Origin of the sequence: Microbispora sp. GKU 823, assembly GCF_002027145.1 — a bacterium.
GTDB lineage: Bacteria > Actinomycetota > Actinomycetes > Streptosporangiales > Streptosporangiaceae > Microbispora > Microbispora siamensis.
This window is the reverse complement of record NZ_MWJN01000034.1, coordinates 47,956-74,790: the sequence shown is the minus strand read 5'-3', so window position 1 is coordinate 74,790 and position 26,835 is coordinate 47,956. Positions and strand designations below refer to the sequence as shown.

General features: G+C 72.0%; 29 protein-coding genes and 1 pseudogene. 25 read left to right on the top strand and 5 right to left on the bottom strand.

Features of this window, described 5'->3' with window-relative positions; translation table 11 throughout:
* Window position 1: 1 nt before the first annotated feature.
* From B1L11_RS19620 to dhaL, 4 genes are read left to right on the top strand one after another with little or no spacing between them, the layout of a single operon-like run.
* Entirely contained in the window at window positions 2-631 is a 630-nt protein-coding gene (locus B1L11_RS19620; protein ID WP_218671202.1) for an MIP/aquaporin family protein, read from the top strand.
* Window positions 628-771, top strand: a complete 144-nt coding sequence (locus tag B1L11_RS48410; protein WP_218671201.1) for a hypothetical protein — start codon at window positions 628-630, stop codon at window positions 769-771. Before B1L11_RS19620 ends, B1L11_RS48410 begins: the two co-directional genes overlap by 4 nt.
* On the top strand, window positions 768-1,760 hold the full coding sequence (dhaK, locus tag B1L11_RS19615; protein WP_079315828.1) for a dihydroxyacetone kinase subunit DhaK: 993 nt from the start codon (window positions 768-770) through the stop codon (window positions 1,758-1,760). The genes B1L11_RS48410 and dhaK overlap by 4 nt, the downstream gene beginning before the upstream one ends.
* Before the next feature lie 28 nt (window positions 1,761-1,788).
* On the top strand, window positions 1,789-2,415 hold the full coding sequence (gene dhaL / locus B1L11_RS19610; RefSeq protein ID WP_079315827.1) for a dihydroxyacetone kinase subunit DhaL: 627 nt from the start codon (window positions 1,789-1,791) through the stop codon (window positions 2,413-2,415).
* A 105-nt stretch (window positions 2,416-2,520) separates the two neighbouring features.
* Here dhaL and B1L11_RS19605 read toward each other — a convergent pair whose 3' ends face one another.
* Entirely contained in the window at window positions 2,521-3,297 is a 777-nt protein-coding gene (locus B1L11_RS19605; RefSeq protein WP_218671200.1) for an IclR family transcriptional regulator, read from the bottom strand.
* Window positions 3,298-3,333: 36 nt separating this feature from the next.
* On the opposite strand from B1L11_RS19605, the gene dhaM reads away from it, so the two are divergent.
* Window positions 3,334-3,708: a dihydroxyacetone kinase phosphoryl donor subunit DhaM gene (gene dhaM / locus B1L11_RS19600; RefSeq protein WP_079315826.1), complete on the top strand. Its 375-nt coding sequence runs from the start codon at window positions 3,334-3,336 to the stop codon at window positions 3,706-3,708.
* Entirely contained in the window at window positions 3,692-3,994 is a 303-nt protein-coding gene (locus B1L11_RS19595; RefSeq protein ID WP_079315825.1) for an HPr family phosphocarrier protein, read from the top strand. Before dhaM ends, B1L11_RS19595 begins: the two co-directional genes overlap by 17 nt.
* 4 nt (window positions 3,995-3,998) lie before the next feature.
* Here the strand turns inward: B1L11_RS19595 and B1L11_RS19590 are convergent, their stop codons facing one another.
* Complete coding sequence (locus B1L11_RS19590; RefSeq protein ID WP_218671199.1) at window positions 3,999-6,827, bottom strand: tetratricopeptide repeat protein; 2,829 nt, start codon at window positions 6,825-6,827, stop codon at window positions 3,999-4,001.
* A gap of 115 nt (window positions 6,828-6,942) precedes the next feature.
* On the opposite strand from B1L11_RS19590, the gene B1L11_RS19585 reads away from it, so the two are divergent.
* The 5 genes from B1L11_RS19585 (at window position 6,943) to B1L11_RS19565 (ending at window position 9,730) form a co-directional block, all read left to right on the top strand.
* The gene (locus B1L11_RS19585) at window positions 6,943-7,395 is read left to right on the top strand and encodes a carboxymuconolactone decarboxylase family protein (protein ID WP_079315824.1); all 453 of its coding nucleotides are present in this window, start codon (window positions 6,943-6,945) and stop codon (window positions 7,393-7,395) included.
* Between the two features lie 40 nt (window positions 7,396-7,435).
* The gene (locus tag B1L11_RS19580; protein ID WP_079315823.1) at window positions 7,436-7,726 is read left to right on the top strand and encodes a hypothetical protein; all 291 of its coding nucleotides are present in this window, start codon (window positions 7,436-7,438) and stop codon (window positions 7,724-7,726) included.
* 128 nt (window positions 7,727-7,854) lie between these two features.
* Window positions 7,855-8,841 carry a hypothetical protein gene (locus B1L11_RS19575; RefSeq protein ID WP_143737385.1) on the top strand — a complete coding sequence of 329 codons (987 nt, stop codon included), beginning with the start codon at window positions 7,855-7,857 and terminating at the stop codon, window positions 8,839-8,841.
* A 52-nt stretch (window positions 8,842-8,893) separates the two neighbouring features.
* The gene (locus tag B1L11_RS19570) at window positions 8,894-9,163 is read left to right on the top strand and encodes a hypothetical protein (protein ID WP_143737383.1); all 270 of its coding nucleotides are present in this window, start codon (window positions 8,894-8,896) and stop codon (window positions 9,161-9,163) included.
* A gap of 87 nt (window positions 9,164-9,250) precedes the next feature.
* Window positions 9,251-9,730, top strand: coding sequence for a cupin domain-containing protein (locus tag B1L11_RS19565; RefSeq protein ID WP_079315820.1), 480 nt, complete (start codon window positions 9,251-9,253; stop codon window positions 9,728-9,730).
* 862 nt (window positions 9,731-10,592) lie between these two features.
* Here B1L11_RS19565 and B1L11_RS19560 read toward each other — a convergent pair.
* Window positions 10,593-11,366 (bottom strand): IclR family transcriptional regulator, encoded by a 774-nt coding sequence (locus B1L11_RS19560; protein ID WP_079315819.1) that lies wholly within the window; start codon window positions 11,364-11,366, stop codon window positions 10,593-10,595.
* A 126-nt stretch (window positions 11,367-11,492) separates the two neighbouring features.
* Between B1L11_RS19560 and B1L11_RS19555 the strand changes: the two genes are divergently transcribed.
* The 14 genes and pseudogenes from B1L11_RS19555 (at window position 11,493) to B1L11_RS54970 (ending at window position 25,891) form a co-directional block, all read left to right on the top strand.
* Window positions 11,493-12,467 (top strand): ABC transporter substrate-binding protein, encoded by a 975-nt coding sequence (locus B1L11_RS19555; protein ID WP_079315818.1) that lies wholly within the window; start codon window positions 11,493-11,495, stop codon window positions 12,465-12,467.
* Entirely contained in the window at window positions 12,460-13,449 is a 990-nt protein-coding gene (locus B1L11_RS19550; RefSeq protein WP_079315817.1) for an ABC transporter substrate-binding protein, read from the top strand. The genes B1L11_RS19555 and B1L11_RS19550 overlap by 8 nt, the downstream gene beginning before the upstream one ends.
* On the top strand, window positions 13,446-14,267 hold the full coding sequence (locus tag B1L11_RS19545; protein ID WP_079315816.1) for an ABC transporter permease subunit: 822 nt from the start codon (window positions 13,446-13,448) through the stop codon (window positions 14,265-14,267). The genes B1L11_RS19550 and B1L11_RS19545 overlap by 4 nt, the downstream gene beginning before the upstream one ends.
* Window positions 14,264-14,407: pseudogene (locus B1L11_RS54975) on the top strand (sulfonate ABC transporter ATP-binding protein); the annotation flags it as partial. The gene B1L11_RS19545 and the pseudogene B1L11_RS54975, both read left to right, overlap by 4 nt.
* A 62-nt stretch (window positions 14,408-14,469) precedes the next feature.
* Complete coding sequence (locus tag B1L11_RS19540; protein ID WP_306291680.1) at window positions 14,470-15,015, top strand: ABC transporter ATP-binding protein; 546 nt, start codon at window positions 14,470-14,472, stop codon at window positions 15,013-15,015.
* On the top strand, window positions 15,012-16,529 hold the full coding sequence (locus tag B1L11_RS19535; protein WP_079315815.1) for a hypothetical protein: 1,518 nt from the start codon (window positions 15,012-15,014) through the stop codon (window positions 16,527-16,529). Before B1L11_RS19540 ends, B1L11_RS19535 begins: the two co-directional genes overlap by 4 nt.
* Window positions 16,530-16,541: 12 nt before the next feature.
* Window positions 16,542-16,664 (top strand): hypothetical protein, encoded by a 123-nt coding sequence (locus B1L11_RS51310; protein WP_256862706.1) that lies wholly within the window; start codon window positions 16,542-16,544, stop codon window positions 16,662-16,664.
* 73 nt (window positions 16,665-16,737) lie between these two features.
* Window positions 16,738-17,496: an LLM class flavin-dependent oxidoreductase gene (locus B1L11_RS19530; RefSeq protein WP_079315814.1), complete on the top strand. Its 759-nt coding sequence runs from the start codon at window positions 16,738-16,740 to the stop codon at window positions 17,494-17,496.
* A complete protein-coding gene (locus B1L11_RS19525) occupies window positions 17,486-18,586 on the top strand; it encodes an LLM class flavin-dependent oxidoreductase (RefSeq protein ID WP_079315813.1) in 1,101 nt (366 codons plus the stop codon). The genes B1L11_RS19530 and B1L11_RS19525 overlap by 11 nt, the downstream gene beginning before the upstream one ends.
* Window positions 18,583-19,464 (top strand): ABC transporter substrate-binding protein, encoded by an 882-nt coding sequence (locus B1L11_RS19520; protein ID WP_079315812.1) that lies wholly within the window; start codon window positions 18,583-18,585, stop codon window positions 19,462-19,464. Before B1L11_RS19525 ends, B1L11_RS19520 begins: the two co-directional genes overlap by 4 nt.
* Before the next feature lie 62 nt (window positions 19,465-19,526).
* Complete coding sequence (locus tag B1L11_RS19515; protein ID WP_079315811.1) at window positions 19,527-20,579, top strand: LLM class flavin-dependent oxidoreductase; 1,053 nt, start codon at window positions 19,527-19,529, stop codon at window positions 20,577-20,579.
* 148 nt (window positions 20,580-20,727) lie between these two features.
* Window positions 20,728-21,843 carry an LLM class flavin-dependent oxidoreductase gene (locus tag B1L11_RS19510; protein ID WP_218671198.1) on the top strand — a complete coding sequence of 372 codons (1,116 nt, stop codon included), beginning with the start codon at window positions 20,728-20,730 and terminating at the stop codon, window positions 21,841-21,843.
* Window positions 21,840-23,249, top strand: a complete 1,410-nt coding sequence (locus tag B1L11_RS19505; RefSeq protein WP_079315810.1) for an NtaA/DmoA family FMN-dependent monooxygenase — start codon at window positions 21,840-21,842, stop codon at window positions 23,247-23,249. The genes B1L11_RS19510 and B1L11_RS19505 overlap by 4 nt, the downstream gene beginning before the upstream one ends.
* A 2,363-nt stretch (window positions 23,250-25,612) precedes the next feature.
* Entirely contained in the window at window positions 25,613-25,891 is a 279-nt protein-coding gene (locus B1L11_RS54970) for a tyrosine-type recombinase/integrase (protein ID WP_218671197.1), read from the top strand.
* A 79-nt stretch (window positions 25,892-25,970) separates the two neighbouring features.
* Here the strand turns inward: B1L11_RS54970 and B1L11_RS19495 are convergent, their stop codons facing one another.
* Window positions 25,971-26,225, bottom strand: a complete 255-nt coding sequence (locus B1L11_RS19495; RefSeq protein ID WP_030509549.1) for a Smr/MutS family protein — start codon at window positions 26,223-26,225, stop codon at window positions 25,971-25,973.
* 77 nt (window positions 26,226-26,302) lie between these two features.
* Entirely contained in the window at window positions 26,303-26,731 is a 429-nt protein-coding gene (locus B1L11_RS19490) for a CBS domain-containing protein (RefSeq protein WP_079315837.1), read from the bottom strand.
* Window positions 26,732-26,835 lie beyond the last annotated feature (104 nt).

Here is a 26,835-nt window from a genome sequence, read left to right as displayed (position 1 = left end):
CATGAACGACTCACCCCCCTCCACGTTCCAGAAGCTCCTGTCGGAACTACTCGGCACCGCCTTCCTCGTGTACGTCGGCGCCGGCTCCGCCGCGGCCACCGGCGTCATCGCCGCCGGCTCCCACACCCCCTTCTCCATGGCCCAGCTCGGCATGATCAGCTTCGCGTTCATGCTGGTCATCGTGGGCACGGTGTACGCCGTCGGGCACATCTCCGGCGCCCACATCAACCCGGCGGTCACGGTCGCCCTCGCCGCGACCGGCCGCTTCCCCTGGCGCGAGGTGCCGGGCTACGTCGCGGCGCAGGTCGCCGGGGCCCTCGCCGGCGCGCTCGGGATCTTCGCGACGCTCGGCGCGGACGCCGCCAGGGCCGCCGGAGGCGGCGTGACCGCGTACGCCCCCGAGGTCGGCTTCGCCCGCGGCACGCTGATCGAGGCGATCGGCACGTTCATCCTGGTCTTCGTCGTCTTCGGGGTGCTCGACCGGCGGGCGACCCCCGGCTGGGCGCCGATGGCGATCGGCTCGATCGTCTTCGCGATCATCGTCATCGTGGGCCCGGTTACCGGGGCCGCGATCAACCCGGCCCGCTACGCAGGCCGTTCCTCGTGGACGCGGCCTGGGGCGGCGCGGTGAGCTGGGACCAGCTGCCGGCCTACTTCGTCGGGGAGTTCGCGGGCGGGCTGATCGGGGCGCTCGCCTACACGGCGCTTGCGGCCTCGCGAGGAAGGACGAAGCTGGAGAGCACGACCACGGCAGTAGGGACCCCGTCATGAAGAAGCTCATCAACAGTGTCGATTCCGTCGTCACCGACGCGCTGCGCGGCATCGCCGCGGCGCACCCCTCGCTCCGCGTCGACATCGAGAACAAGGTCGTCTTCCGCGCCGACGCCCCCCGGCCGGGCAAGGTCGGCCTGGTCTCCGGCGGCGGCTCGGGTCACGAACCGCTGCACGGCGGGTTCGTCGGCCACGGCATGCTCGACGCGGCCTGTCCCGGCGAGGTGTTCACCTCCCCCGTCCCCGACCAGCTCATCGAGGCGACCAAGGGCGTGGACGGCGGCGCGGGCGTGCTGCACATCGTGAAGAACTACACGGGCGACGTGCTGAACTTCGAGATGGCCGCCGAGCTCAGCGGCGACGAGGGCGTCGAGGTGGCGACCGTGCTCGTCAACGACGACGTGGCGGTGCAGGACTCCCTGTTCACGGCGGGCCGCCGGGGCACCGGCGCCACCCTGTTCGTCGAGAAGATCGCCGGCGCGCTGGCCGAGACCGGCGCGCCCCTGGCCGAGGTCGCGCGGGTCGCCCGGGAGGTCAACGAGCGCAGCCGCTCGTTCGGGGTGGCGCTCACGCCCTGCACGGTCCCTGCCGCGGGCAAGCCCACCTTCGAGCTGAGCGACACGGAGATCGAGCTCGGCATCGGCATCCACGGCGAGCCCGGCAGGACCCGGGCGCCGCTGCGCGAGGCCCGCGAGATCGTCCGTGTCGCCATGGACGCGATCGACGCCGATCTGCCGCTGTCCGGCGAGACGCTCGTCATGGTCAACGGCATGGGCGGGACGCCGCTCATCGAGTTGTACATCGTCTTCGCCGAGGTGGAGGCGTACCTGCGGGACAAGGGCGCGACGGCCGTGCGCAGCCTGGTCGGCAACTACGTGACCAGCCTCGACATGCAAGGCTTCTCGGTGACGACGTGCTCGCTGACCGGCGAGCTCACCCGGCTCTGGGACGCGCCGGTGGAGACACCGGCGCTGCGCTGGGGCCGCTGACCGCCATCCGAACCTCTGGAGTCCCCTCGTGAACACCCAGTTCTTCGCCGCCTGGATCGAGGAGATCGCCGCCGCCGTGCGGGCGCAGCGCGACCACCTCACCCAACTGGACGCCGCGATCGGCGACGCCGACCACGGCGCCAATCTCGACCGCGGCTTCACCGCCGCGCAGGAAGCGCTCGCCGACGCGTCCCCGCAGACCCCGGGCGCGCTCCTCGTCCTCGTCGGCTCCACCCTCATCCGCAAGGTCGGCGGCGCCTCCGGCCCCCTGTACGGCACCGCCTTCCGCGAGATGGGCAAGGCGTTCGGCGAGGCCGCCGAGATCTCGCCGGCCGAGCTGAGCACGGGCCTCAACGCGGCCCTGTCCGGCGTCCAGCGCCTCGGCGCGGCGGCGGAGGGGGACAAGACGATGGTCGACGCTCTCGCCCCGGCCGCGAAGGCGCTGGCCCAGGCCGTACGGGACGGGCTGAAGCCGGAGGAGGCCCTGGAGGCGGCGGCCGCCGCGGCCGAGCAGGGCGCCAGGGCGACGGTCCCGTTGCAGGCGCGCAAGGGGCGGGCCAGCTACCTCGGGCCGCGCAGCGTCGGGCACGAGGATCCCGGGGCCGCCTCGACGGCTCTGCTGTTCGGCGCGCTGAAGGCCGCCGCCTCCCGATGACCGTGAACCGCGGCCGGGCCGCGAGGAGCCGGGACCGCTCAGGCGGCCGAACCCCCGGGCACGGCCGAGCGCTGCGCGGGCGGGCCACACCGGGCCGGGACCCGCTCAGGCGGCCGAGCCCCCAGGCACGGCCGAGCGGGGCGCGCGAGGTCGCGCGAGACCGCCCCGCGCGGTCTCGCGCACGGCCAGCGCGATCTCCTCCCGCCGCGCCGGATCCAGCACCCGCTCGACCGGCCCGACCACGGCGACGGCGCCGGCCACCGAGCCGTCCCGGGGAGAAGACGGGCGCGGCGACGCCCGCGTCCCCCCAGCGCCGCCTCCTGGTCCTCGACCGCGTACCCCCCGGCGGCGCACCTCCGCGAGCGCCCGCTCCAGGTCGTCGCGGCCGGTCCTGGTGAGCCCGGTCAGCGGGGCGAGGTCGTCCGACAGCAGTTCCTCCCCGCGCGGGTCGTGGGCGGCGATGGCGTGGCCGAGCGCGCAGGCGTGCCACGGGATCGCCGCGCCGACCTCCAGGATCTGCACGACGTCGTCGGGCCGGAACACGTGGTGCAGCACGATCACCCGGCTCCCCGACAGCGTGCCGACCCAGACGGCCTCGTTGACGCGCTGGGCCAGGGAGTCGGCCCACAGCAGGCTCCTGGCCCGCAGTTCCGAACCCTCCAGATAGGCGTTGCCGAGTTGCAGCACGGCGGGCCCGAGCGCGTACTTGCCGGTGTCGGGGTCCTGCACGACCAGCTCGCACGCGGCGAGCGTACGCAGCAGCCCGTGCACAGTCGGCTTGGCGAGGCCGACCCGCTCGGCGATCTCGGTGACCCCGAGCCGGGGGGTGCCTGACCCGAGGACCTTCAGGATGAGCGCGGCGCGCTCCACCGACTGGATCACTTTTCGATTATGCCGAACGATCTTCAGGAATAACGAATGGTTGGCATCGTACTCATTTCACACAGCAGCGGCCTGGCCGCGGAGGTGGCCGCTCTGGCCAGGCAGATCGGCGGCGCGCAGGTGCCGCTGGCGGCGGCGGGAGGCACCGAGGACGGCGGCCTCGGCACCAGCCCCGACCGGGTGACCGCCGCCATCGCGGAGGTGGACCGGGGGGACGGCGTCGTGCTGATCCCCGACCTCGGCAGCTCGGTGCTCACCGCCAGGCTGCTGCAGACCCCGGGTGCCGTCGTGATCGCCGACGTGCCGTTCGTGGAGGGCGCCATCTCCGCGGTCGTCGCGGCGGGCGGCGGAGCCTCGCTCGACGGTGTGCTGGCGGCGGCCGAGGAGGCGTGGCATGTCCGTAAGCTCTGACCCCACGGCAATCCCTGAACCCGCGGCCGACGAGGCCGGCGCCGGCGAGCGCACGATCGTCCTGACCGAGGACCTGCACGCCCGCCCCGCCGGCGCGCTCGCCCAGACCGCGGCCGCCTTCACCTCGGCCGTCACCCTCTCGTACGGCTCCCGCTCGGTCGACGTGCGCAGCGTGCTGTCGCTGATGGGCCTGGGCGCCACGAGCGGGCAGGCCGTGACCCTGCGCGCCACCGGCGACGACGCCGCCGAGGCGCTGACCGCTCTCGGCGCGGTGCTCGGGAGCTGACGGCCTACCGCCGCGCCGCGCCAGCAGGCGGCGCGGCGGACGCTCCGGCGCCCTCCAGGAGGTCGCGGACCTTCTCGGCCTCCGGAACGCCGAGCTCCCCGTAGAGGCCGAGAGCCAGCCGCCCGTGCTCACCCGCCTGCTCGGCGTTCCCGAGCGCGAGGTGGGCGCGTGCCAGCCCGTCGTGGGCGCGCGCCTGCTCCGGCCGGTTGCGCGTCAGGTCGGCGAGCGCGAGCGCGGCCGTGTGCTCCTCGACCGCCCGAGCCGGGTCGTCCGCCGCCTCGGCCAGCCCGTTGAGCGCGGCCGCCTCGTCGGCGGTGTTGCCCAGCGCGCGGTAGACGGCCGCGGCCTGCTCGTGGCGGGCGCGCGCCTGGGCGAGCTCGCCCTGGCGCCGGAGGACGACGCCGAGGTGGTCGAGGATCACCGCCTCTCCGGCCGGGTCGCCCACCTTGCGGTGGAGCGCCAGCGCCAGGTCGAGGTGGCGCCGGGCCTCCTCGGGACGGCCGGCCCGGTCGAGGAGGAGGGCGAGGATGCCGAGCACGTTGGCCTCGCCCCAGGTGTCGGCCCCGATCCGGGTGAGGTCGAGCGCCTGCTTGAGGTACTGCTCCGCCTGGGCGTCCCGGCCGCGGCGCAGGGCCACGTTCCCCAGGGTGAGCAGCGCCCGGGCCCGTTCGCCGGCGTTCTCGCGCGTGTCGAGGGCCCAGTGGTCGAGGGCCTGGTGAGCGTGCTCCTCCGCCCGCTCGTACTCGCCGAGCCGCCAGTAGGTCCGCGCCAGGTCGGTGAGCGCGCGCGCCTGGACCACGCGGTCGCCGAGCGTACGGCTGCGCCGCAGGGCCAGGGCGTGCAGCGTGAGCGCGTCGTCGTGGTGCGCGTGCCGGTCGAGGTAGGGGCGCATCGCCAGGGCGAGCATCCCCAGGCAGATCTCGGGCCCGTGGACGGCGGTCGCGATGATGTTGGAGCGCTCGGCGTCGAGCCAGGTGACCGCCTCCGCGGCGTCGCGGACGGGTGCGATCGGGGCGGACGGCTGGGGGATGCCCTCCCGCTGGCCGACCGTGTACGGGAAGAGCCGGTCCATCGCCGCGCGGGAGCGGTGCAGGTAGTAGGTGAGCAGCCGCATGACGGCGCCGTCGTCCTCGGCCAGCGAGCGGGCGTGCTCGCGGAGCAGGTCGTGGAAGGTGTAGCGGCCCGGTTCGAGCTGCAGGAGCATGTGGGCGTCGAGGAGGCCTTCGAGCAGCTCCTCGGCCTCGTCCTCCGAGATCCCGGCCAGCGCGGCGGCTCCGCAGGCGTCGATGTCGCGCCCGGGCACCAGCCCGAGCAGGCGGAACATGCGCTGCTCGTCCTCGTGGAGTTGCTCGTAGGAGAGGGCGAAGGCCGCCGACACCCCGTCCAGGAGCCGGCGATGGTCCCGCAGCCGGCCGGCCAGGTAGGACACGGTCCAGCGCGGGCGGTGCTGGAGGCGGGCGGCGGAGATCCGGATGGCGAGCGGGAGGTGCCCGCACAGCCGCAGCACCTCGCGTACGGCGTCCGGCTCCCGGTGAGCGCGTTCGCCCACGATCCGCTCGAACAGCTCAGCCGCCTCCGCCTCGCCCAGCACGCCGACCGACAGCGCCCTGGCTCCGTCCAGGTCGACGAGCCGCCGCCTGCTGGTGACCAGGACGAGGGTGTCGGAGCGCCCCGGCAGCAGAGGGCGCACGTGCTCGGCGTCGAGGGCGTTGTCCAGTACGGCGAGCACGCGGCGACCGGCCAGCTCGGCGCGCCAGAGCGCGCTCCGCTCGGCCGGGGTGACCGGGATGCGGCCGGCGGGCACCCCGAGCTGGCGGAGGAGGGTCTCCAGCGCCGCGGCGGCGTCGACCGGCTCCCGGCCCGCGGTGTGGGCCTGGAGGTCGATGAAGAGCCGGCCGTCCGGATAGCGATCGGCCAGCCGGTGGGCCACGTGGACGGCGAGAGCGGTCTTGCCGATCCCCGCCATGCCGTCGATCGTGACGACCGCCGGCCCGCCGGGCGCGTGGTGGCGCTCGTCCGCGAGCCGCTCCAGTTCGGCGGCCCGTCCGGAGAAATCGGGGATGTCGTAGGGCAGGAAGGTGGAGCGGGCCGGCGGGGCGGGCACCACCGGCGCCGGGCCGGCCAGGCGCAGGGCCGGATCGTCCGCCAGGACCGCCCGCTCCAGTTCGGTGAAGGCGTGTCCGGGGTCGAGGCCCTGCTCGTCCGCGAGAGCCGTACGGTAGGCGCGCGCGGCGGCCAGGGCGTCGGGCTGCCGTCCCGCCCGGTGCAGGGCCAGGACGAGATGGCCGTTGAGCTTCTCGCGCAGCGGGCTGGCGGTCACCTGTGCGGCGAGCTCGTCGAGCAGGTCGGCGTGCCGGCCGGCGGCGAGCTCGCCCTCCACCAGGCGCTCGTACGCCGACAGCCGCCGGTCGTTCCAGAGCTCCCGCACGCCGGTGACGTAATGCGCGTGCACGTCCTCCAGCGCCTCGCCGCTCCACAGGTCCAGGGCCCTGCGCAGCTCGCCTGCGGCCACCAGCTCGGTGAACTCGTGCGCGTCGACCTGCCCGGGCTCCGGCTGCGCGACGTAGCCGCCGGCGCGCGTCTCCAGGAGCCGTACGGCTCCCGCGCCGCGCAGCACCTTGCGGATCGCGGTGATCGAGGCGTGGATCTGCGACCGGGCGGTGTCGGGCCGGTCGTAACCCCACATCGCGTCGATCAGCCGCTCGATGCCGATCACTCGGCCGGCGTTGAGCAGGAGGTAGGCCAGGACAGCCCGGTGACGTGGGGCGATGCCTGTCAGGGGCGCGCCGTCGACGACCATCTGGACGGGGCCGAGAAGGGTGAAGCGCAGCATCGTCCCCCCATCACCCTCGCATCGTGCGCGCATAGCGAATGTATCAATCCGGGCGGCCACTCTGATCTCACACGAACCGAGACGGATCCGACAGAACCGATACGGAGGCACCACGATGGAAGCCCGGATGAAGAACCCCGCCGCGATCATCCCCGCCGCGATGAAGCCGATCATGGAGCTGATGAAGGCCGCTCAGTCCCAGGGGCTTCCCCCGGAGCTCCTGGAGCTGGTCCACCTGCGGGTCAGCCAGATCAACGGCTGCAGCCCCTGCGTCGACAGCGGCCTGAAGAGCCTGCGCAAGCTCGGCGAGAGCGACGAGCGCATCGGCCTGGTCAGCGCCTGGCGCGAGGCTCCGTACTACACCGACGCCGAGCGGGCCGCGCTGGGGCTGGCGGAGGCGTCGACCCGGCTGGCCGACCGCGCCGACGCCGTCTCCGACGAGGTCTGGGACAACGCCGCCGACCACTTCGACGAGAAGCAGCTGGCCTCGATCCTGCTGATGACCGCCGTCACCAACCTCTTCAACCGCCTGAACGCCCCGGTCCGGCAGATCGCCGGCAGCTGGTAAGCCCCCTCCCCGACCCTCACGTACAGAAGGAGACACCGACATGACCGCTGTCCGCTCGCACCGCTACTCCGTCGCCGAGACCGACCTGGAGGAGTTCCTGGCCCGCCGGAGCTCGCTGATCGCGACCATCAGGGAGGGGCATCCCGGCCTCACCCGCACCGTGCTGATCCAGCTCGAGGACGGCACCTACACCGACACCTGGCACTGGGAGTCCGGCGAGCAGTTGGGCGCCGCCCTCGCCGCCCTGCCCACCTTCCCGGAGGCGCCGCTGACCATGTCCCTGACCAAGGACGCCACCGCCCTGAACGGCCGGGTCGTCGACGAGCGCTGACCCCTCCGATCGCCCCGGCCCACGGCCGGGGCGGCCGCGTGGAGGAGCTGGGCGATGGCGTGCTGCCCGCTCTCCGACATGTCGGTATTCGCCAACCGCTGGGCTCCGCCCTGTCCTAGCATCGTGCGGTGCTCGACCAAGTGATCAATGAACGGTGCGACGACCTCTACCGTGCCGCGGACGCTCAGGACGCCCCTGGCTTCCTGGCGACCCTGCAGGACCTGTGGGAGAGGACGGAGGACTCGGACCCGGCCACCGCGGACGCCGTCCTCGTCCGCCTGTGCGGCCTGTTCGACCGGCTGCCTCCCGGGCTCGGCGCGCGGCTGGCCGTGATGGGCGGCGCGATGGTCGAGAACGGAGCCGATCCCGCCCCGCTGATCGACCCCGTGGTCGAAGGACTGTGCGACGCGCTGGAGCGCTCCGCCGAGTTCGCGCGGGCCTGGCGCGCGGTCACCGACCGGCGCCTCCCGGAACCCGGTCCGGAGGACCAGGTGGTCCTCGGCGCGGCGCGCGTGCTCTCCGGCCCCTTCGGCCTGCCCGGACGGCTCGGGCTCGGTCGCCGCCTGCCTTTCGCTCGCGCCCTCGACCTGGTCGTGGGCTGGTCGATCGCCGAGGACTGGAGCGCGGCCGCGACCACCGTGCTCCAGCGGTCTGCGGCCATCCGCGCGGATCTCTCCCGGCGCCCGCGACTCGCCGCGGCGGTCGCCGCCACGGAGGACGACCGCCCCGACCTGTGGTGCCTGCCGAGGCTCCTCGCCGTGCTCGACGACGAGCCGCTGATCGTCCTGCACCGGCCGACCGGGCGGGCGTACGCGATGACGATCGGCGGGATCGGGGACAACTTCCAGCTCTCCACGCTGCTGGCGCACGTCCTGAACGGGCACGTGCCGCTGACCATCCCCCACCCCTCCTGGGTCGAGGCGGCCACGGACGGGCCTCTCGAGCCCGAGGCCGGGCCGATCGTGGCGCGGTTCGACCTGCGCGACGGGACGGGCGAGTCGATCCGCACCGCCGGGTGCCCCGCCGACATCCCGCTCCTCGACGGCAGCGTGTGGTGGTCCTCGACAGTCCGTCGTTCCGGCGTACGTGGAACATCGGCCGCACCTATCCGATGATGCGGCCGTCGATCACCCTCGACCGTGTGCTGCCGGAACAGGAAGCCGGCGTGTGGTCGTCCCGCGTGGCTCCCGCTCCATGACCGTCCCCGCCGTCACCACCGTCTGCGAGGAGAGCCCTCTCCACACCGAGCTCGCCCTGCAGTACGCGAAGACCGGCGACGCCTCCGCGGGAGCCGAGGGTGTACGCATCACCTACATCTCGGCGGGCCGGCGGCGTACTCTCGATTTCGATCTGCGCGTGCTGCTGTGCGCACCCGGCGACACCGAGCGATGCAGGGAGACGTACGAAGTACTCCGCACCCGGAGTGACGACGGCTGACCTTCATCAGCTCGTGTCGCCGTGCCAAGGTCGAACAGCCGGGTCCACGACCGGGCGAGCGACTCGAATCCGAGGAGAGGACGATCATTGACGTATCCACCGCCGACCTATCACGGTGACACGGGCGAGCTGACGGCGTCGTATCGGCGCCCGGACGCCGCGCCCGAGCTCGACTACCCGAGCGGAACCACGGTGCACTATCTGGCGACCGGTGCGACGACCAATGGACAGTTCGGGCTCTACCGCTGGGACATGGGACCGGAGCCCAGCGGCCCGGCGGCGCACTTTCACCGGTCGATCTCCGAATCGTTCTACATCCTCTCCGGCACGGTGCGGATCTACGACGGACGGCGCTGGATCGACACCAGCCCCGGCGACTTCGTGCACGTCCCCGAGGGTGGCGTACACGCGTTCCGCAACGAATCGGGAGAGCCGGCGTCGATGCTGTTGCATTTCGCGCCGGGCGCGCCACGAGAGGGCTACTTCGAGGGACTGCTCACGCTCGCGGACATGAGCGAAGAGGAAAAGGCGGAGTTCTACCTCCACCACGACACCTTCTGGCTCTGAGCACCGCACGGACACGACGTCGGCGCTGGACGAAACCGCGTGGCAGACAGTGGAATCTCGCCGCCCCGCGTGAGCCGTCCAGCCCGCGTCGGTTTCCGGTCACACTGAGGGGCGCCTAACCCGTCGGGACTTCGCTCACCTGGATTGCAGAGTGGGCTCGACGTACGCGACGACAGCCCGCCGGCCGAACGGGCGGCAGGATCCCGCCGATCAGGCGAGCCAGGCCGATGGCCAGGTTGCGCAGGCTCGTTCGAGCGGCACGAAAAGCAGCCAGCCTGACAGGTTCACAGCTGGAGATCGACAACCAGTCCGACGTTCCGTGCCGGGGCACCAGGAGTGCTGACAGGCGGGCTCTCTGAGCTGTCCGCCGTCTGCCGGTGGCGCGGATGGGCCGGCCGCTGCTCCGGATCACGAGGCCACCACCGGCCCGGGTGTGAGCCGGGGTGGGGAGGCCGGTGATCCGAGCGGGGGACCGAGGACGCGGGCACGCAGTCGTACTGCGGGCACGGTGTGGTGAAGCACTGCTTGGGCGAGGGCACGCAGACGCGGCCCGGACCACAGTTGACTGCCGCACACGGCGATCCGGGATCGCACGCACCGGGCGCTTGCCCGGCTGCCGGGCTGGCGATGGCCGCCCGTGCCGCTGGAACCGCCGGCGAATCGTCCGCCCAGGCCTTGGCCATGGCGGCTGGTGATGCCGCCACGGCCACGCCCGCTATCAGGATCAGTTTTCGCAGCATTTCTCCCCCGGCTGTGGTGATCGCTTCTATCTCTCGCGATGCTCGCACCGGCCGCACCTGCCAACGGCAAAACGGCGCTCAGCACGTTGCATGGCTTACTTACAGCGGGGCGGTGAACCGCCTCACTCGGAGGTGCGCGACCGGCGCTCGCCAGGCGGAATCAGCAGCACTTCCAGCGCGCGGGCGCAGGCCCGCGCGTGCGTGACGAACCAGTCGATCCGCGCGTCGCTCATGACCAGCGGCGTGGAGCGCACGGCCAGCGCGTAACGCACGTGGCCCTGCCGGTCGAGCACCGGCACCGCGACCGTGCGGATGCCGTCGCCCGACTCCCCGTCGTTGAGCGCGTACCCGGCCTCGCGCACGCGGTCCAGCTCGGCGCGCAGCTCGCCGTGGTCCACGATGGTGCGGCCGGTCAGCGCCCGCAGGGGGCCGAGCGCCTCCAGGTCCGCCCTGCCCTCCGGGTCCCAGGCCAGCAGGACCTTGCCCAACGCCGTGGAGTGCAACGGGCGGCGCAGGCCGATGCCGCTGTCGGGGTTGAGCGAGCCGCCGCTCAGGATGACCGCGTGCCTGTCGTTGCGGACGGCCAGGTCCACGGTGGCGGAGGTGATCCGGGCCAGCTCGGCCAGTTCGGGCGCGATGCGGTGCAAGCCGCGCCGGTGGAAGGAGAGCTGCCCCAGCTCGGTGATCGACGGTCCGAGCCGGTAGCGGCCCGTGCGCGCCTCCTGCTCCAGGAAGCCCGCGGCGGTCAGCGTCCTGGCCAGGCGGTGCGTGGTCGAGGTGGACAGTCCCATCCTGCGCGAGAGGTCGGACAGGCTGAGCGAGGCGTGCCCGCCGCCGAAGCAGTCGAGCATGCCGACCGCCCTGCGTACGGACTGCACGCCGCCTTCTGCTGCCATACGGGAAACCCTGTCTTCCGAGTAGGGAGAGCCGAGACCAGGTGAGAGCCGGTCCCGCCGAGAACGCTTCCCGCATCGCGGGACAATCTTTGCATTCCCTACCAATTTACTAGCAAAATCCCTTCCATGACGACAGCCGCACTCGACACCATCTGGTTCACCCGCTGTCCCGTGCCCACCGCGACGGGCATCGCGGTGCACCAGGGCTGGCTGGCCGGAGAGTTCGCCGCCGAGGGGATCGAAGTCCGGTCCCTCCAGGACGACGGCCCCGGCGTCCCTCGCGAGACGCACTACACCCACGCCCTGACCGGTCTGTTCCGCGAAGGCGGCAACGTGCCCGCGCTCTGGGCCCGCTCGCGCGGCGAGGCCACCCGGCTGATCGGGCTCACCTGGATCGAGGAGCGGCAGGCCATCCTGGTCCGCGCCGGCAGCGCCCTGGAGCACCCCGCGCAACTCAAGGGCCTGCGCCTGGCCGTGCCCCGGCACCGCATCGCCATCGACTTCTGGCGGGCCATGGCCCTGCGTGGCTTCCACGGGGCGCTGGGGCTGGCCGGGCTCGGCCTCGGCGACGCCGAGCCGGTGGATGTCGTGGCCGAACCCGGCGGCGGCCAATGGGAGGCCGAGCTGGTCGCGCTGGCCTCCGGCAAGGTGGACGCGGTCTACGTCAAGGGCGCACTCGCCGTCGAAGCCGCCCTGCGCCATGGCGCGGAGGTCGGCATCGACCTCGACGCCGTGCCGGACCGGCGGGCGCGGGTGAACAACGGCACCCCGCGGCCGATCACCGTGCACCAGCGCCTGCTCGACGAGCACCCCGATGTGGTCACCCGCTTCCTCGGCGTGCTGCTGCGGGCGGCCGACTGGGCCGCCGATCACCCGGAGGAGGTCGCCAGGATTCTCGGCGCCGAGACCGGCGCGGGCGCGACCGGCGTGGCCGCCGCCTACGTCCCCGGCGCCTCGCTTCACCTGGACCTGTCGCCCGAACGCCTCGATCTGCTGGCCGAGCAGGAGCACTTCCTGCGCGGCCACCGCTTCCTCGAAGCGCCCGTGGACGTCGCGGCCTGGGCCGACCACACCCCGCTGCAAGGAGTCACCCATGCGTAAGCTGCTGCTCGCCGTCCCTCTCGTCCTCCTGGCCGCGGCCTGTGGCGGCGGCACCGGCGCCACCACAGGCCAGGAGCAGGTGGTCGTCCGGATCTCGGACCCGGGCAACAGCGGTTTCCTGGCCGCCGCGAAAAAGGACGGCAGCCTGGACGCCGCCCTGGCCAAGGTCAACGCCAAGGTCAAGTGGGCCGGCGACTTCTCCGTCTTCGCCCCCGCCGCCCAGGCCATCAACGCCGGTTCGCTCGACATCGCAACCGGTTCGATCACCTCCGGCGTCACCGCGCTGGCCGTCAAGCCCAGCTTCAAGATCTTCGCCACGGTGCCGCCCGATCTCGCCGGCGAGGGGATCGTGGTCAAGAACGACTCGCCGATCAAGTCGGTCGCGGACCTGGCCGGGCACACCGTGGCGGTCGGGCACGGCGGCACCAGCGAATACCTGCTGCTCAAGGCGCTGCAGACGTTCAACGTGCCGGTGGACAAGGTCAAGCGCGTCTACCTGAGCCCGCCGCAGACCGCACCGGTCTTCGGCTCGGGCAAGGTGGACGCCTGGTCGACGTTCTCCACCTTCCTCGTCCCCGCCGTCACCGAGCTGGACGCACGGATCCTGGCCGACGGCGAGGCCATCAAGTCGGACAACTACGTGATCTACGTGGCCGCCAACAAGCTGCTCGAGGAGCATCCCGAGGTGGTCAAGGCCCTGTTCGAGTTCATCAAGGAGGGCAGCGCGAAGGAGATCGCCGACCCGGCGGCGTACCTGAACGTCTTCACCCAGGCGGGCCCGCAGGCCGTGCAGGGCGAGCAGAAGGACCTGGTGGTCGACATCCAGAAGAAGGGCAAGCCCGCCCAGGCGGTCACCGCCACCGAGATCGCGAAATATCAGGAGGTCGCGAAGTTCTTCCTCGACCAGAAGGTGCTCACCGCGCCGCTGGACGTCTCCCAGCACGTTGTGGACGTGACGAAGCTCGGGAACGCCAAGCAATGAGCACCGCAGTGCAGGGGCTCGTCGCCCCGAACCCGCCCCGTGCCGCGGGACGCGCGCCCGCGCTCACGTTCGCGCTGCGGGCCGTCGGCCCCCTTCTGCTGCTGGCGGCCTGGTACGCGGCCACCGCCTCCGGCGTCCTCACCGAGGACGTGCTCGCCGGCCCCCAAGACGTCCTCAAGACCTTCGGCGAGCTGTGGGCCGACGGCCAGCTCCCGGAGGCGCTGCGCGTCTCCGTCACCCGGGCCGGCCTCGGCCTGGTGCTGGGCGCCTCCACCGGCCTGCTGCTCGGCGTGGTCTCCGGTTTCACCCGGCTCGGCGAGGAGCTCGTGGACTCCTCGATGCAGGCGCTGCGCGCCATCCCCTTCCTGGCGCTGACCTCGCTGTTCGTCGTCTGGTTCGGGATCGAGGAGGCCTCCAAGATCCTCCTGATCGGCGTGGCCTGCACCTTCCCCATGTACGTCAACGTCTCCAGCGGCGTGCGCAACGTGGACCGCAAGGTCGTCGAGGCGGCTCGCTCGTTCGGCCTCGGCCGGCTCGCGATCGCGCGCGAGGTCGTGCTGCCGGGGGCGCTGCCGTCGGTCTTCGCCGGGCTGCGCCTGGCCACCACGCTCAGCGTGATCGCGCTGATCGCGGCCGAGGAGATCAACGTGACGGCCGGGCTCGGCTACCTGATGGCCCGGGCCACCGACTACCTGCGTACCGACATCCTGGCGCTGTGCGTGCTGCTGTACGCGGTGATCGGGTTGCTGGCCGACCTGGCGCTGCGGCTGATCGAACGGGTGACGATGCCCTGGCGCAGGGCGGTGAGCATCCGATGAGCCCAGAGGTGAGCGCAGAATCGGCAGGCCTCGCCGTACGGACCAGAGGGCTGCGCAAGGTCTTCGGCGAGCGCGCCGTGCTCGACGGGGTGGACCTGGACGTGCGCCGCGGCGAGTTCCTCGCGCTGCTCGGCGCGAGCGGCACGGGGAAGACGACGCTGCTGCGCATCCTCGCCGGTCTGGACGCGCCACCGGCGGAACCGTGCTCGTGCCCCCGGTGCGCACGGTCGTCTTCCAGGAGCCGCGGCTCATCCCCTCCAAGCGCGCGCTCGCGAACGTCGTCATCGGACAGGGCCGCTCCGCCCGCGCCAAGGGGCTCGCGGCTCTGGCGGAGGTGGGCCTGAGCCGGCACGCCGACGCCTGGCCCGCGACGCTCTCCGGCGGCGAGGCCCAGCGGGTGGCACTGGCCAGGGCCCTGGTACGCGAGCCGGAGCTGCTCCTGCTGGACGAGCCGTTCGCCGCGCTCGACGCGCTCACCCGGCTGCACATGCAGGACCTGATCGCCGAGTTGTGCGCCCGGCACCGCCCGGCCGTGGTGCTGGTCACGCACGACGTCGAGGAGGCGATCCTGCTCGCCGACCGGATCGCGGTGCTGCGCGAGGGCAGGTTCGTCACGGACCTGCAGGTCGGCATCGACCGACCGCGCGACAGGACGGATCCCGTCTTCGTCGAGCTGCGCCGCCGCCTGCTCGCCGACCTCGGCGTCGACAGCCACGCGGGCACGCCGCGCGAGGAGGTGGCACGGTGACCGCGCCGACCCCGCCCGCACCCCGCGCACCGGGGACCGTGACCACACCGGCCCAGCCTGCGCGGCGGGCGCCGGGCACCGCGGCGACCGCGTGGATCGACGAGAACGCGCCCGTGCTGACCGGGCTCGCGGACCGGATCTGGGCCTACGCGGAGCCGTCGCTGCGCGAGTGGCGCTCCGCGCTGGCCACCGCCGAGTTGCTGCGCTCGCACGGCTTCACGATCTCGTGGGGCACCGCCGGGCTGCCGGCCGCCTTCGTCGCCACCTCCGGTGACAGCGGCCCCGTGCTCGGCTTCAACGTCGAGTACGACGCGCTGCCCGGCCTGTCCCAGCGCGCGGGCGTCCCTCGCCACGAGCCCACCGTGTTCGAGGGCGACGAGTACGCCCCCGCGTACGGTCACGGCCACGGGTGCGGCCACAACGCCCTGGCGGCGGCGTCCACCGGCGCGGCCATCGCCGCCGCCAGGGCCCTGCGCGGCCGGGCGACGATCAGGGTGTTCGCCTCCACGGGCGAGGAGCAGCTCGTCGGCAAGGCGTACGCGGTGCGCGACGGCGCGTACGACGGCCTCGACGCCTTCCTCGACTGGCATCCCGCTCCCGTCACCGGGACGGGCTGGGAGGTCACCAGCGCGCTGTACTCGGCCACGTTCTCCTTTCTCGGCTCGCCCGGCCACGGCTCGAACCCGCTGGGCACCCGGAGCGGCCTGGACGGGGTGCTCCTGCTGACCGGCATGATCGAGCGGCTGCGCGCGGGCAACGTCTCGCCGTCGGGCCGGATCGGCTACGCCATCGGCGGCGGCGGCGCCCCCAACGTCACCCCCGACCTGCAGACGTTGTGGGTCTACGTCCGCGAGGCCACCCACGAGCGGGCCAGGACCCTCTATGACAAGGTCGTGGCCTGCGCCGCGGCCGCCGCCGTCGCCAGCCAGACCCGGCTCGAACACCGGCTGGTGACGGCGATCAGAGAGGGGCTCGGCAACCGGGCGGGCGCGGAGCTCCTGCACCACACGATGAGTGAGCTCGGGCCGCCCGCGTTCACCGACGCCGACCACGAGTTCGCGGTGCGGCTGCAGGAGGCGATCGGCAGACCGGGCGCCGGCCTGGCGACAGTGGTCCTGCCCCTGCGTCCGCCCGCCGAGCCGGACCTGGGCGGGCCGTCCAGCGACACGTCGGAGGTGAGCTGGACGGCGCCGCACCTCAGCCTGACCGCGGCGGTGGTTCCGATCGGCGTGCCGCTGCACTCGTGGGCGGCCACGGCCTCGACCGGCACCGCGATCGCGCACGCCGGGCTGCTGGCCGCCGCCCGTTACCTGGCCTCGGCGGCCGTCACGCTGGTGGAGCAGCCCGAGACGCTGGCGGCGGTCCGGCAGGAGTTCGCCGCCCGCGAGCGAGGGCCGCGCCGCTGCCCGCGACGGCGCAGCCGCCCTACCACGTGCCGCCGCCCACGTTCCTCGAAGAGACGGGGCAGCCGGCACGCCCGGTCAGGACGCCGCCCGTTTCCGCCGAACTCCTAGGAAAGATCTGACATGACCGTCCTGTTCATCTCCGGCAGTCCTTCGGCCGGTTCCCTGATCGAGCCGCCGGTCGAGGAGCCGCTTCCGCGCATCGACGCCGTGCTCGAAGAGGCACCCGTGGCGGCGGTGGCATGATGACCCGCCGCGGCACGACCCACCCCGGGACGGCCCCCGCGCGGCGGCGGCCCCCGCGCCGTCCCGCTTCCACATCGTCCTCCCCACCAGGAGCACCGCCGCGCCGGAGCTGCCCGCGTTCGTCACCGACGTACGGCCCGCCCTGACCGATCCGGCCGGACGGACCGCCGTGGCCGCGGACCTGGCAGGGCTGGCGGGGGCGCTGGTGCCGTTCGACCCCGGCGGGCAGGAGTCCCTGAGCGTCGCCGCGAACGTCTTGCGGCGTACCCGGCACCTGCGCGTGGTCGCCGGGTTCCACACCGCGGCCGCCACCCCCGTCTACGCGGCCAAGCTCTCGGCCTCGCTGCAGCGCTTCGCCGCCGGTCGGCTGGGCTGGCGGCTCGCGGTGGACCTGGACCCGGCCACGGCCAGGGCGCAGGGCGACTTCCTGACCGGCCCCGACCGCTATGCCCGTGCCGGCGAATTCCTGACCGTCGCCAAGGGCGTCTGGCACGGCGGCCCGTTCGAATTCCGGGGCGACTTCTACGAGGTCGCCGCGGGGGGCTTCGGCCCGCCGCTGTCGGCGCCGCCCTTCCCCGAGGTGCACCTTTCCGGCACCTCTCCCGAGGCCCTCGCTCTGTCGCGGCGGCACGCGGACGTGCACGTCTTCGCCGAGGGCGACGACCTGGACTCCCTCGTCCCCGAGCTGCCGGGCCTGCGCTACGGCGTCCACCTGGCCTCGCTGGACCGCGTGGAGGAGTACGCCGGGCGGGGCGTCACCGAGTTCTTCGTCCAGACCGAGGACGTCTACCGCCTCGGCGAGCACGTGAAGGAGCGCACCGTTGCCGGTTGACATCTACTGGCGCATCCACATGGAGGGCGACCAGCCGTCGCTGCGCCGCAGGGTACGCAGCCGGGGCGGATTCGCTCCCAACGGCACCGCGCCAGGCATCCGGGACGGCCGGGACGACGGCTACACGCACGCCGACTACATGGCCGAGGTCGCGCGGGCGGCCGAGGAGTCCGGCTTCGTCGGCGGGCTGCTGCCGAACTTCCCGCACACCGACGACCCGTGGGCCGCCGCCGCGACGCTGGCCCGCGAGACCACGTCGTACCGCTTCATGGTGGCCTTCCAGCCCGGGTTCCTGCACCCGGTGCAGGCGGCACGGATGACGGCCACGCTGCAACGGGCGACCGGCGGCCGGATCGTCTACAACGTCATCTCCGGCGGCGGTGGTCCCGCCCAGCTCTGGTGGGGCGACAAGGTGGACCACGACGACCGCTACGCGCGGACCTCGGAGTTCCTGGACGTGCTCAAGGGCGTCTGGCAGGGCGGGCACACCCATCACGGCCGCTTCTACCAGGTGGAGGACGCGGGGCTGCCGGAGGAGCTGGCCGGGCAGCCGTTCCCGGAGATCTTCTTCTCCGGCTCCTCCCCCGCCGCCATCGACGCCGCAGGCCGGCACGCCGACTACTACCTGTCGTGGCTGGAGCCGTTCGACGCGCTGGCGGAGAAGTTCGACGCCGTACGCGCGCACAGCGCCACGCCGCCCCGGTTCGCCGTACGCGTGGACGTGCTGGCCCGTGAAAGCGAGGAGGAGGCGTGGGAGGAGATCCGGCAGGGCTGGGAGGCCAGGCCGCGCGGCGACGACTCCGGCGGGGGCGACTCCGTCGGTGTGCGGCGCAGCCGCTCCTTCCTCACCGGGGCCGGTGACGATCCCCGCAGCCTGGAGGTCGCCCCCAACGTGTGGGGCGGGTTCAGCCAGCTGCGCGACGGCCCCGCCTTCGGCCTGGTCGGCGACTACCACCAGGTCGCCGAACGCCTCGACCAGCTCCTGGACCTCGGCGTGGACGCGTTCATCCTGGCCGGAATTCCCCATCTCGAAGAGGCCCGCCGCGTGGGCCGCCATGTACTGCCGCTACTGAAAGGACGCACCTCATGACCACCCGAGTCGGCTTCTTCCCGCAGAACAACACCTTGTGGGTGGCCCGCCACCGCGACCTGCTGCCCGGCGCGGAGTGGGTGGACCTGAACGCGCTGGGCCGGGGCGCGCCGGTCGATCCTACCAGGGCGCTCCCGTCCGCGCACGGCGACCATCTGTTCGACGGCGGGTACGACTTCATCGGCACCGGCTCCACTCCCCCGGTCACCGCCCAGGCCAAAGGACACGACATCGTGTACGTGGCGATCTCGGAGCCACGTGTCGAGAACGGCCGCCTGGTGGTGCGGGACGACTCGCCGATCGGCTCCGTGGCGGAGCTGAAGGGCAAGCGGGTGGCGCTCGGGCACGGCTCGTGGCAGACCACGCTGCTGCTGCTGGCCCTGGAGCGCGCCGGGCTCGGGTGGGGCGACATCGTCCCTGTGGACGCCTACGGCAACGCCGCCGAACTGCTGGTGAACGGCGACGTGGACGCCTGGGTGGGCTCCTATCCGTACCTGACGCCGGTCGAGTCGCGGACGAGGACGCTCGTGGAGACCGACGGCCTGTTCAGCCACCGCTCGCTCTGGTTCACCCGCCGCGACTTCGCCCGGGAGCGGCCCGACGAGCTGGCCAGGATCGTCACCGCGCTCCAGGAGGCCGACCGCTGGACCGCGGAGCACCCGCGTGAGGCGGCCGCGCTGTTCGACGGGGACCTCGACGCCTGGGAGCACGCGCTGCGCACCCGCCCCTGGGGGCTGCACCCGGTCAGCGAGGAGTTCGTCGCCGAGCAGCAGCACGCCGCCGACCTCTTCCACGCCAACGGGCTGATCGACAAGAAGATCTCGGTCGCGGACGCCGTACTTCCCGAGATCGGCGAACTGGTGCTGCGGACCCGCTGAGCCCCGGCAATTATTTCCCGTCATTCCTGGTTGGCTTCAACCGAGGAGAAGGAGGAACCGCCGTGCCGCTGCCCACGCAACCACTGCGCAAGCTGGGTTTCCTGACCATCGGGCTGTTCGACGGGGACGACCCGCGCCCGGGACACGAGTCGACGCTGCGGATCATCGAGCTGGGCGAGCGGCTCGGCTTCGACAGCGCGTGGGTGCGGCACCGCCACCTGCAGTACGGCATCTCCTCCCCGGTCGCCGTCCTGGCGGCGGCCTCCCAGCGCACCACCCGCATCGAACTGGGGACGGCGGTCATCCCCCTCGGCTGGGAGAACCCGCTGCGGCTCGCCGAGGACCTGGCCACGGTGGACATCCTGTCCGGGGGCCGGCTCAACCCGGGCGTCAGCGTCGGGCCGCCGCTGCATTACGACCGGGTCAAGGACGCGCTCCACCCCGGCACCGCCGACCTGGAGGACTTCAGTCACGAACGGGTGCGCCGGCTGCTGTCCTTCGTACGCGGCGAGCCGGCCACCGACTTCAGCGGCACCGAGGGATTCGAGGTCTTCTCCGACCGGGTCCAGCCCCACTCGCCCGGCCTGGGCGCCCGCATGTGGTACGGCGGCGGCAGCCTCCGCTCGGCCCGATGGGCGGGCGAACACGGCATGAACTTCCTGACCAGCAGCGTCGTCAAGGCGGAGGAGTCGGAGAACTTCGCCGAGATCCAGCTCTCCCACGTACGGGAGTTCCGCGCCCGCCACCCCGACGGCAGGAGGGCCCGCGTCTCCCAGGGCCTGGTCGTCATCCCCACGGACACGGCCACGCCGGAGCAGCGGATTAAGTACAAGGAGTACGCCGACAAGCGCGCGCCCCGCACCGCCACGCCGCAGGGACCGGCCCGCATGATGTTCGCGCCCGACCTCGTCGGCAGCTCCGCCGAGATCGCCGAGCGACTGTACGCGCACGCCGCCTTCCGGGAGATCGACGAGGTCGCGTTCGCGCTGCCGTTCACCTTCGACCACGAGGACTACGTGCAGATCCTCACCGACATCGCCACGAGGCTGGGGCCCGAGCTCGGCTGGCGGCCCGCGACAGGGTCAGGCGGTGCGGCTCCCCCGGTCGTGGGCTGAGTCCCGGGCACCCGGGAACGGTTCCGAAAAAGATCGCCTGTGCGGGAACAGATCGACCTTTCAGAGTATTCCTACCAATAAAGCGGCTAATTGCCGGAGGGAAGGGCCGCGGAGGAAGACCGTACGGAGAAAGGACGATGAGCCGACCATGACCGACCGTCGCCTGTTGCTCGCCATCGATCTGGACGGAGACGGCGCCCATCCGGCCGCCTGGCGCCACAGCGGCCATCCGCCCGCGCACACGCTGACGGCCGCCGCGCTGCGGCGGGTCGTCACCGAAGCGGAGGCGGCGGGTTTCGCGCTCGCCACCTTCGCCGACACCCCGCTCCCGGCGGGCCCTGCGCCGGACGACGCCGGGCGGCTGGAGGCAGGCACCCGGGCCGGGTTCGCCGCCCTTCTGACCAGCGGGATCGGGCTCGCCCCCACGCTGCACGCGACCACGACGGAGCCGTTCCACCTGGCCACGCAGCTGGCGAGCCTGGACCACGCCAGCAAGGGCCGGGCGGCCTGGGTGGTCGGCGCGGCCGCCGGCGACGACGCCCTCGCCACCATCGGGGCGCAGGCGCTCACGGAAGAGGACGCGCGGCGTGAGGCGGCCGACGTCGTCGAGGTGGCGCGCCTGCTGTGGGACTCCTGGGAGGACGACGCGGTGATCAAGGATGCGGCCACCGGCCGCTACCTCGACTCCGACCGCGTGCATCACGTCAACTACACCGGGACGAGCTTCAGCGTCTCGGGACCGCTCATCACGCCGCGCCCACCGCAGGGACAGGTCGTCGTGCTCGCCCCGGCCGGCCTGGAGCTCGACGCCTCGGCCGACGTGGTGCTCGTGAGCGAGGCCGACGCCGGCGCGCTCGCCCGTCGGGCGCAGCAGGCCAGGGACGCGGGCGCGGCGCTCGCGTTCGCCGAGATCGAGGTCGTTCTCGACGCCGCCGAGCCGGCGGCGAAGCGACTCGCCGCCCTGGACGCGGCGACGCCGTGGCCGGACTCGGGACGCCTGCGCTACGCCGGACCGGCCGCCGGGCTCGTGGAGCTGCTGCGTTCCCTCCCCCCCCGGCCGTCGACGGGGTTCGCCTGCACCCCGCCGTCCTCGCCACCGACCTGCCGGTGCTCGCCGGGGAAGTGCTGCCCGCGCTCGCCGCGGCGGGTCTGCACGCGCCGCCCGCGCCCGGAGCCACGCTCCGTACGACGCTGGGCCTGCCCCGTCCCGCCAACCGCTTCGCCGCCGTCGCGAGCGCGACCGCCTGAAGGGACGACGCCATGACCTCCCCCAGCCCGACCGGCGCCCCCTACGACCCGCACGCCCAGGTGCACCTCGGCGTGTTCTATCCCGGGGTCGGCCCACAGCTCGTCTGGACGGACCCGGACGCCGCGTCCCACACCGCGATCGAGACCTTCGTCCACGTCGCGCAGCTCCTGGAGCGCGGGCTCTTCGACGCCTTCTTCCTCGGCGAAGGGCTGCGCGTACGGGAGAACCGCGGCCGCGTGCACGACCTGGACGTCGCCGGCCGTCCCGACGCGATCACCCAGCTCTCCGCCCTCGCCGCGGTGACCGAGCGGATCGGCCTGGTCGCCACCCAGAACACGACCTACAACTTCCCCGCGGACCTCGCCCGCCGCCTGGCGAGCCTGGACCTCCTGTCCGGAGGGCGGGCCGGCTGGAACATCGTCACCACCGACAACGCCTGGACGGGCGCGAACTTCCGCCACGGCGGCTGGCTCCCCCATGAGCGGCGCTACGAACGGGCCACGCAGTTCGTGGACGCGGCCAAGGAACTGTGGGCGTCCTGGGCGCCGGACGCGATCGCAGAATCAGGAGAGGAGTCGTCCTGGGCACGGCCCGGAGCGATCCGCGAGGTGGAACGCGGCACCGACCTGGTACGGCTGCGCGCCCGCGCCACCGTTCCGGCCAGCCCCCAGGGACGGCCGGTGCTGTTCCAGGCGGGCGACTCCGACGGCGGCCGTGAACTGGCGGCCCGCCACGCCGACGTGGTGTTCTCGGCCAACACCGACTACGACAAGGCCGTCGCCTACGCCGCCGATCTGCGCGCCCGGCTGGCCCGCTACGGCCGCTCGCCGGACTCGCTGCGCATCCTCCCCGGCGCCTCGGTGATCCTCGGCGACACTCCGGAGGAGGCCAGGGAGCGCGCCGAGTGGGTGCATGCGGAGCAACTCTCGCCGCCCCGGGCGATCGCGTTCCTGGAGCAGTACTGGGACACCGACCTGTCGGACTACGACCCGCACGGCCCGCTGCCCGACATCGAGCCGAGCCAGGCCGAGCTGGACCCCTCCCGCGGCACGCTCCCCATCGAGCGGCGCACCGGCAAGCTCGCCACCATCGCCCGGTGGCGGGAGCAGGCCGCAGCGGAGAACCTGTCGATCCTGCAGCTCGTGCGCCGGGTCACACCGCGCGAGCGCGCCTTCGTCGGCACCGCGTCGCAGGTCGCCGACGAATGGGTGCGGTACGTGCGTACGCGCGCGGTGGACGGGTTCAACATCAGCCCGCACCTGCTCCCCTCCTCGCTGGAGGACATCGTGAACAAGCTGGTTCCGGAACTGCAGGAGAGAGGCGCCTACCGTACCGAGTACACCGGGACGACGTTGCGCGAGCACCTCGACCTGCCCGCGCCGTCCGGAGGGTCAGGCGTGGCGGGCCATTTCGCCGGTTGAGCTCAGCACCGTCGTACGGCCGGCTACCGCGCGAGGTGGCCGCCACCTCGCGCGGTGGCCGGCCTCGACGCCGCGGACGTACGTGGACTCGCGCTACGGGGCAGCACGACCAGCCCCAGCACATACAGCCCAGGCCGTCCCACCGACACACCGGCGGTCCACCTGACGTGAAGCTCGTGAGCCGCCCTTACTTCCACTGGAAGTGATTGAGCGCCGTTCTGGCCTGCAGTAACCCTGAGAACCACCTTGATGACCTGCAATGGTTGTCTCGGTGGTTCTCAGTGTTTCACGGCTGATCTTGACGTCATGTGCCCTCGTTGTGCCCTCACTGATCGCGAGGACAAGCATCTAGACACAGCCACGAACCGCCGCATGAGGGATGCCCTACATTCCCGGGTCCTGCGGCGCTGTCAAACTTTGTGACTTGCCAGCGCGTGGCCGCACATCCCGCACCACCCCCTAACCGGCGGTTCCGCGAGAGGGACGTGTCTGTGCAGAGCGAACGATGCGAACACACGTGCCGATGACAGATCGTGTCGATGTGATTACGATCGACAAGGGCGGTTGTGATCCCCGATGCGAAGGGTGGCGCCGGGTGGACTCGCTGATGATCTACGGGCACGGGCTTATCTCATCGCTGCAGGCCTGCGCTCGCTCCGGCGATCCGGCCGACTCTTGCGACGGTGCCGAGCCTGGCGAGGAGCCCGCCTGCCGGGCCCCTGCTGGTGAGTGAAGTGCCCCCAGTGCATCTCCGGGAGCCTGGGCGCGCCGGACCTCACGCTTTGCGAACTGCCTGAATGAGGTGTCCGGTCCGTACAGACCCCTCCGCCGCCCCCGATGGGACTGACGTTGAAGCGGAACTCTGAGCACCATCCTGGCGACATGGGCCGGAAGGTTTGTTGCGCTGGTCTCCAGAGGGCTTCTGTGTGACCACGGCTTGTGGATCACATGCCGTGGCTGCGGTCCATGGCCGTCGCGCCGCTATGACGGGCCTGACGTTGGGCGCGTCCAGCGGGCCCCCATGCTCGACGCGAGCTCCAGGCCGCGTTCCTGCCAGCGCTCCCCGACGTCATCGCGCTCCCGCTCTTGGTGCTTCTGATGCTTCTTGAGCACATCCACGCAGCGTTGCGGCAGAGCCGGCGCGCGACGAGACTTCGATGACCCTACGTCCGATCGACGTACCACTTTCCGCAGACACTCGGCCTGCCGTCCCAGGGGCGGAAGCACGCCCGCGCCGCGAAGTGTTCCTGAGTGGTGGTGTTCCAGTTGACGACCTGTAGCGACGCCATGTCCTCAGTTGGACCACACTGCTTCCAGCCGCCCGCGAGGTGACGTAGGAGTCGTCGCTGAAATATGTGGGGACGTTGGAGGACATCGGATTGAGGCTGCGGTCTACCCAGACGAGGTCGCCAAACTGATACCCGGAGGAGATGTAGGTGAAGCTGTGATTGAAGGTATCGTCGTTCAGCAGGTTCACGCTCCTTCCGTAGGCCTGGAAGGACGCGCCCGAACCGATAATTTTGAACTGGCTTGTTATGAAGGAATCGCAGTCCGACTCGGTTGCCTTGGCAGAACCGGTAGGAACCGCGATCAGAGCAGTGATCATCGCTAGGGCCGCAGACGCCTGCGCCGGCTTCCCGCCCATGACACGATTGAATGCCCGCACAACCCACCCCTTCTCCCGGATACACATGGGATTGTGAGGGGCAACCATCGGCCCGGCAAGGGTGAATTTTCTGCCTGACCGGATTTGGGTGGCAGGGATTTCCGGGCAGGAACAGTCACATGCGCGGAAACGGGGGATAAGTCTCGGTGTGCGACATAATCCCCTCAAATCAGTCCCATCGGCCCGTCGCGGCTTCGCCCCTTGGCCATCTATAACTGGCCGCTTCCTTCGTAGGCCATGACGGGCCCTTGACGCAGAGCCGCACCTGCCCCATCCCGTCTGCCGTCGACCCCACCGCGGAGCGGCAGCGGGCCGACGACGGAGGCGCAAGCCCGGCTTGACGTGTCCCTCCGCCTGGGCACCTTCCACGGGCATTGGATGCCAACGGTCACAGCCGGGCTTGCGCTGGAGGAGGCGGGCTGCTGGGCTTGCCTGGGGTCGATGGCGGGCGGGATGGCTCCCACACCAGCCACCCCACAACCGCACCTATGTTCGAGGCCATCCCGGAGCCAGAGCGCCCCCCGCCGGAGGCGCCACCATGCGCCGCGCGGCACTGGCGGTTGTTCCAGCCCGACCCCGCCGCCCGTGATCAGACCTGTACTGTCGCGCGGCGGCCCGCTCCACTCGTCCGCGCCAGCCGTCCGGCGGTGCTTCTAGCCGGCCGCCGGGAGCGCCAGCGGGAGGCGGCGGCGTTGCCGTGACGGCGGCGCGCGCGGCCCGGCTTCGGGCCGCCTTGAGCGTGCCGGCATCGTGCCGCCGCCGGCGAAGGGAGCGCGCCGGAAGTCTCACCGCGGACACGGATGCGTGTGCTGCGCACACTGCGGCATCGGCGTGGCTCAGTGCCGGGGTCGACATTCGCACGGTCGCTGAATACCTCGGTCACGCCGACCCTAGCTTCACGCTCCGGACGTACACCCACCTCATGCCGAACGCAGCGGACCGGGCGCGAAAGGCCATGGACACGTTCTTCACTTAAGAGCAGACCGGGTCGAGTGCCCTGGTTGCGCCCTCGGGAAGATCAATATGACGTTTACTCTGGTAGACGCGATGTGTCCTTACTTCCACTGGAAGTAGACGAACAGGCGGCCGTGGTTCTTGGAATCCTTGTCGATCCGGTGGTACAGCGCCTTGATCTCCTTCTGTTCCAGGAAGCGCAGCACCTTCTTCTTGAGCTGGCCGGACCCCTTGCCCGGGATGATCTCCACCTGGGTCGCCTTCTTGCGTACGGCCTCCTGGATGATGCCGTGCAGCGCCTTGTCGATCTCGCTGCCCTTGTTGTAGATGTCGTGGAGATCCAGCTTCAGCTTCACGCAGGCGAGTCTAAATCGCCGCCCCCGGGACGCGGGGCGAGGCGGGTGACCGCGCCCCACGCCGGCGGGGCCGAGCGTCAGCCGTTGATGTAGTCGACCAGGGCCTCCTTTTCGCTCTCCAGTTCCTGGATCGAGGTCTTGACGACGTCGCCGATGCTGACGATGCCGGCCAGCCGGCCGTCGCGGACCACGGGCACGTGCCTGATCCGGTGGTTGGTCATGGTGCGGCGCAGGTCCTCGACGTTGGCGTCCGGGCCGCAGGTTCGCACCTCCGCGGTCATGATCGACGAGACGGGCATGGCGAGCAGCGCCGCGCCGTGCTCGTTGAGCCGCCGCACGACGTCGCGTTCCGACACGATGCCCGCGATGGACAGGCCATCCTCGGAGACCACCACCGCGCCGATGTTGAGCTCCGCCAGCCGGGCGAGAAGCTCGGACACCGTGGCGTGCGGAGGAACGGTCGCCACACCTGTTCCCTTACTCTGCAAGATCGTCCCGATGAGCATCGACACCGCCTCTCAGGGGCACCCGGGGGACATGTCCCCGCTTCCGCTCCCGCCGGCCGGCCCGGAGCGGCGAATCCTGTTTCCCCAGGCAACAGCGGTCGTCC

Excerpts from the sequence above, each read along its gene's own strand:
- B1L11_RS19620 (WP_218671202.1), top strand. The coding sequence starts at position 2 with ATGAACGACTCACCCCCCTCCACGTTCCAGAAGCTCCTGTCGGAACTA.
- dhaK (WP_079315828.1), top strand. The coding sequence starts at position 768 with ATGAAGAAGCTCATCAACAGTGTCGATTCCGTCGTCACCGACGCGCTG.
- dhaM (WP_079315826.1), top strand. The coding sequence starts at position 3,334 with ATGGTTGGCATCGTACTCATTTCACACAGCAGCGGCCTGGCCGCGGAG.
- B1L11_RS19595 (WP_079315825.1), top strand. The coding sequence starts at position 3,692 with ATGTCCGTAAGCTCTGACCCCACGGCAATCCCTGAACCCGCGGCCGAC.
- B1L11_RS19590 (WP_218671199.1), bottom strand. The coding sequence starts at position 6,827 with ATGCTGCGCTTCACCCTTCTCGGCCCCGTCCAGATGGTCGTCGACGGC.
- B1L11_RS19585 (WP_079315824.1), top strand. The coding sequence starts at position 6,943 with ATGGAAGCCCGGATGAAGAACCCCGCCGCGATCATCCCCGCCGCGATG.
- B1L11_RS19580 (WP_079315823.1), top strand. The coding sequence starts at position 7,436 with ATGACCGCTGTCCGCTCGCACCGCTACTCCGTCGCCGAGACCGACCTG.
- B1L11_RS19560 (WP_079315819.1), bottom strand. The coding sequence starts at position 11,366 with ATGGCAGCAGAAGGCGGCGTGCAGTCCGTACGCAGGGCGGTCGGCATG.
- B1L11_RS19555 (WP_079315818.1), top strand. The coding sequence starts at position 11,493 with ATGACGACAGCCGCACTCGACACCATCTGGTTCACCCGCTGTCCCGTG.
- B1L11_RS19550 (WP_079315817.1), top strand. The coding sequence starts at position 12,460 with ATGCGTAAGCTGCTGCTCGCCGTCCCTCTCGTCCTCCTGGCCGCGGCC.
- B1L11_RS19545 (WP_079315816.1), top strand. The coding sequence starts at position 13,446 with ATGAGCACCGCAGTGCAGGGGCTCGTCGCCCCGAACCCGCCCCGTGCC.
- B1L11_RS51310 (WP_256862706.1), top strand. The coding sequence starts at position 16,542 with ATGACCGTCCTGTTCATCTCCGGCAGTCCTTCGGCCGGTTCCCTGATC.
- B1L11_RS19520 (WP_079315812.1), top strand. The coding sequence starts at position 18,583 with ATGACCACCCGAGTCGGCTTCTTCCCGCAGAACAACACCTTGTGGGTG.
- B1L11_RS19510 (WP_218671198.1), top strand. The coding sequence starts at position 20,728 with ATGACCGACCGTCGCCTGTTGCTCGCCATCGATCTGGACGGAGACGGC.
- B1L11_RS19505 (WP_079315810.1), top strand. The coding sequence starts at position 21,840 with ATGACCTCCCCCAGCCCGACCGGCGCCCCCTACGACCCGCACGCCCAG.
- B1L11_RS19490 (WP_079315837.1), bottom strand. The coding sequence starts at position 26,731 with ATGCTCATCGGGACGATCTTGCAGAGTAAGGGAACAGGTGTGGCGACC.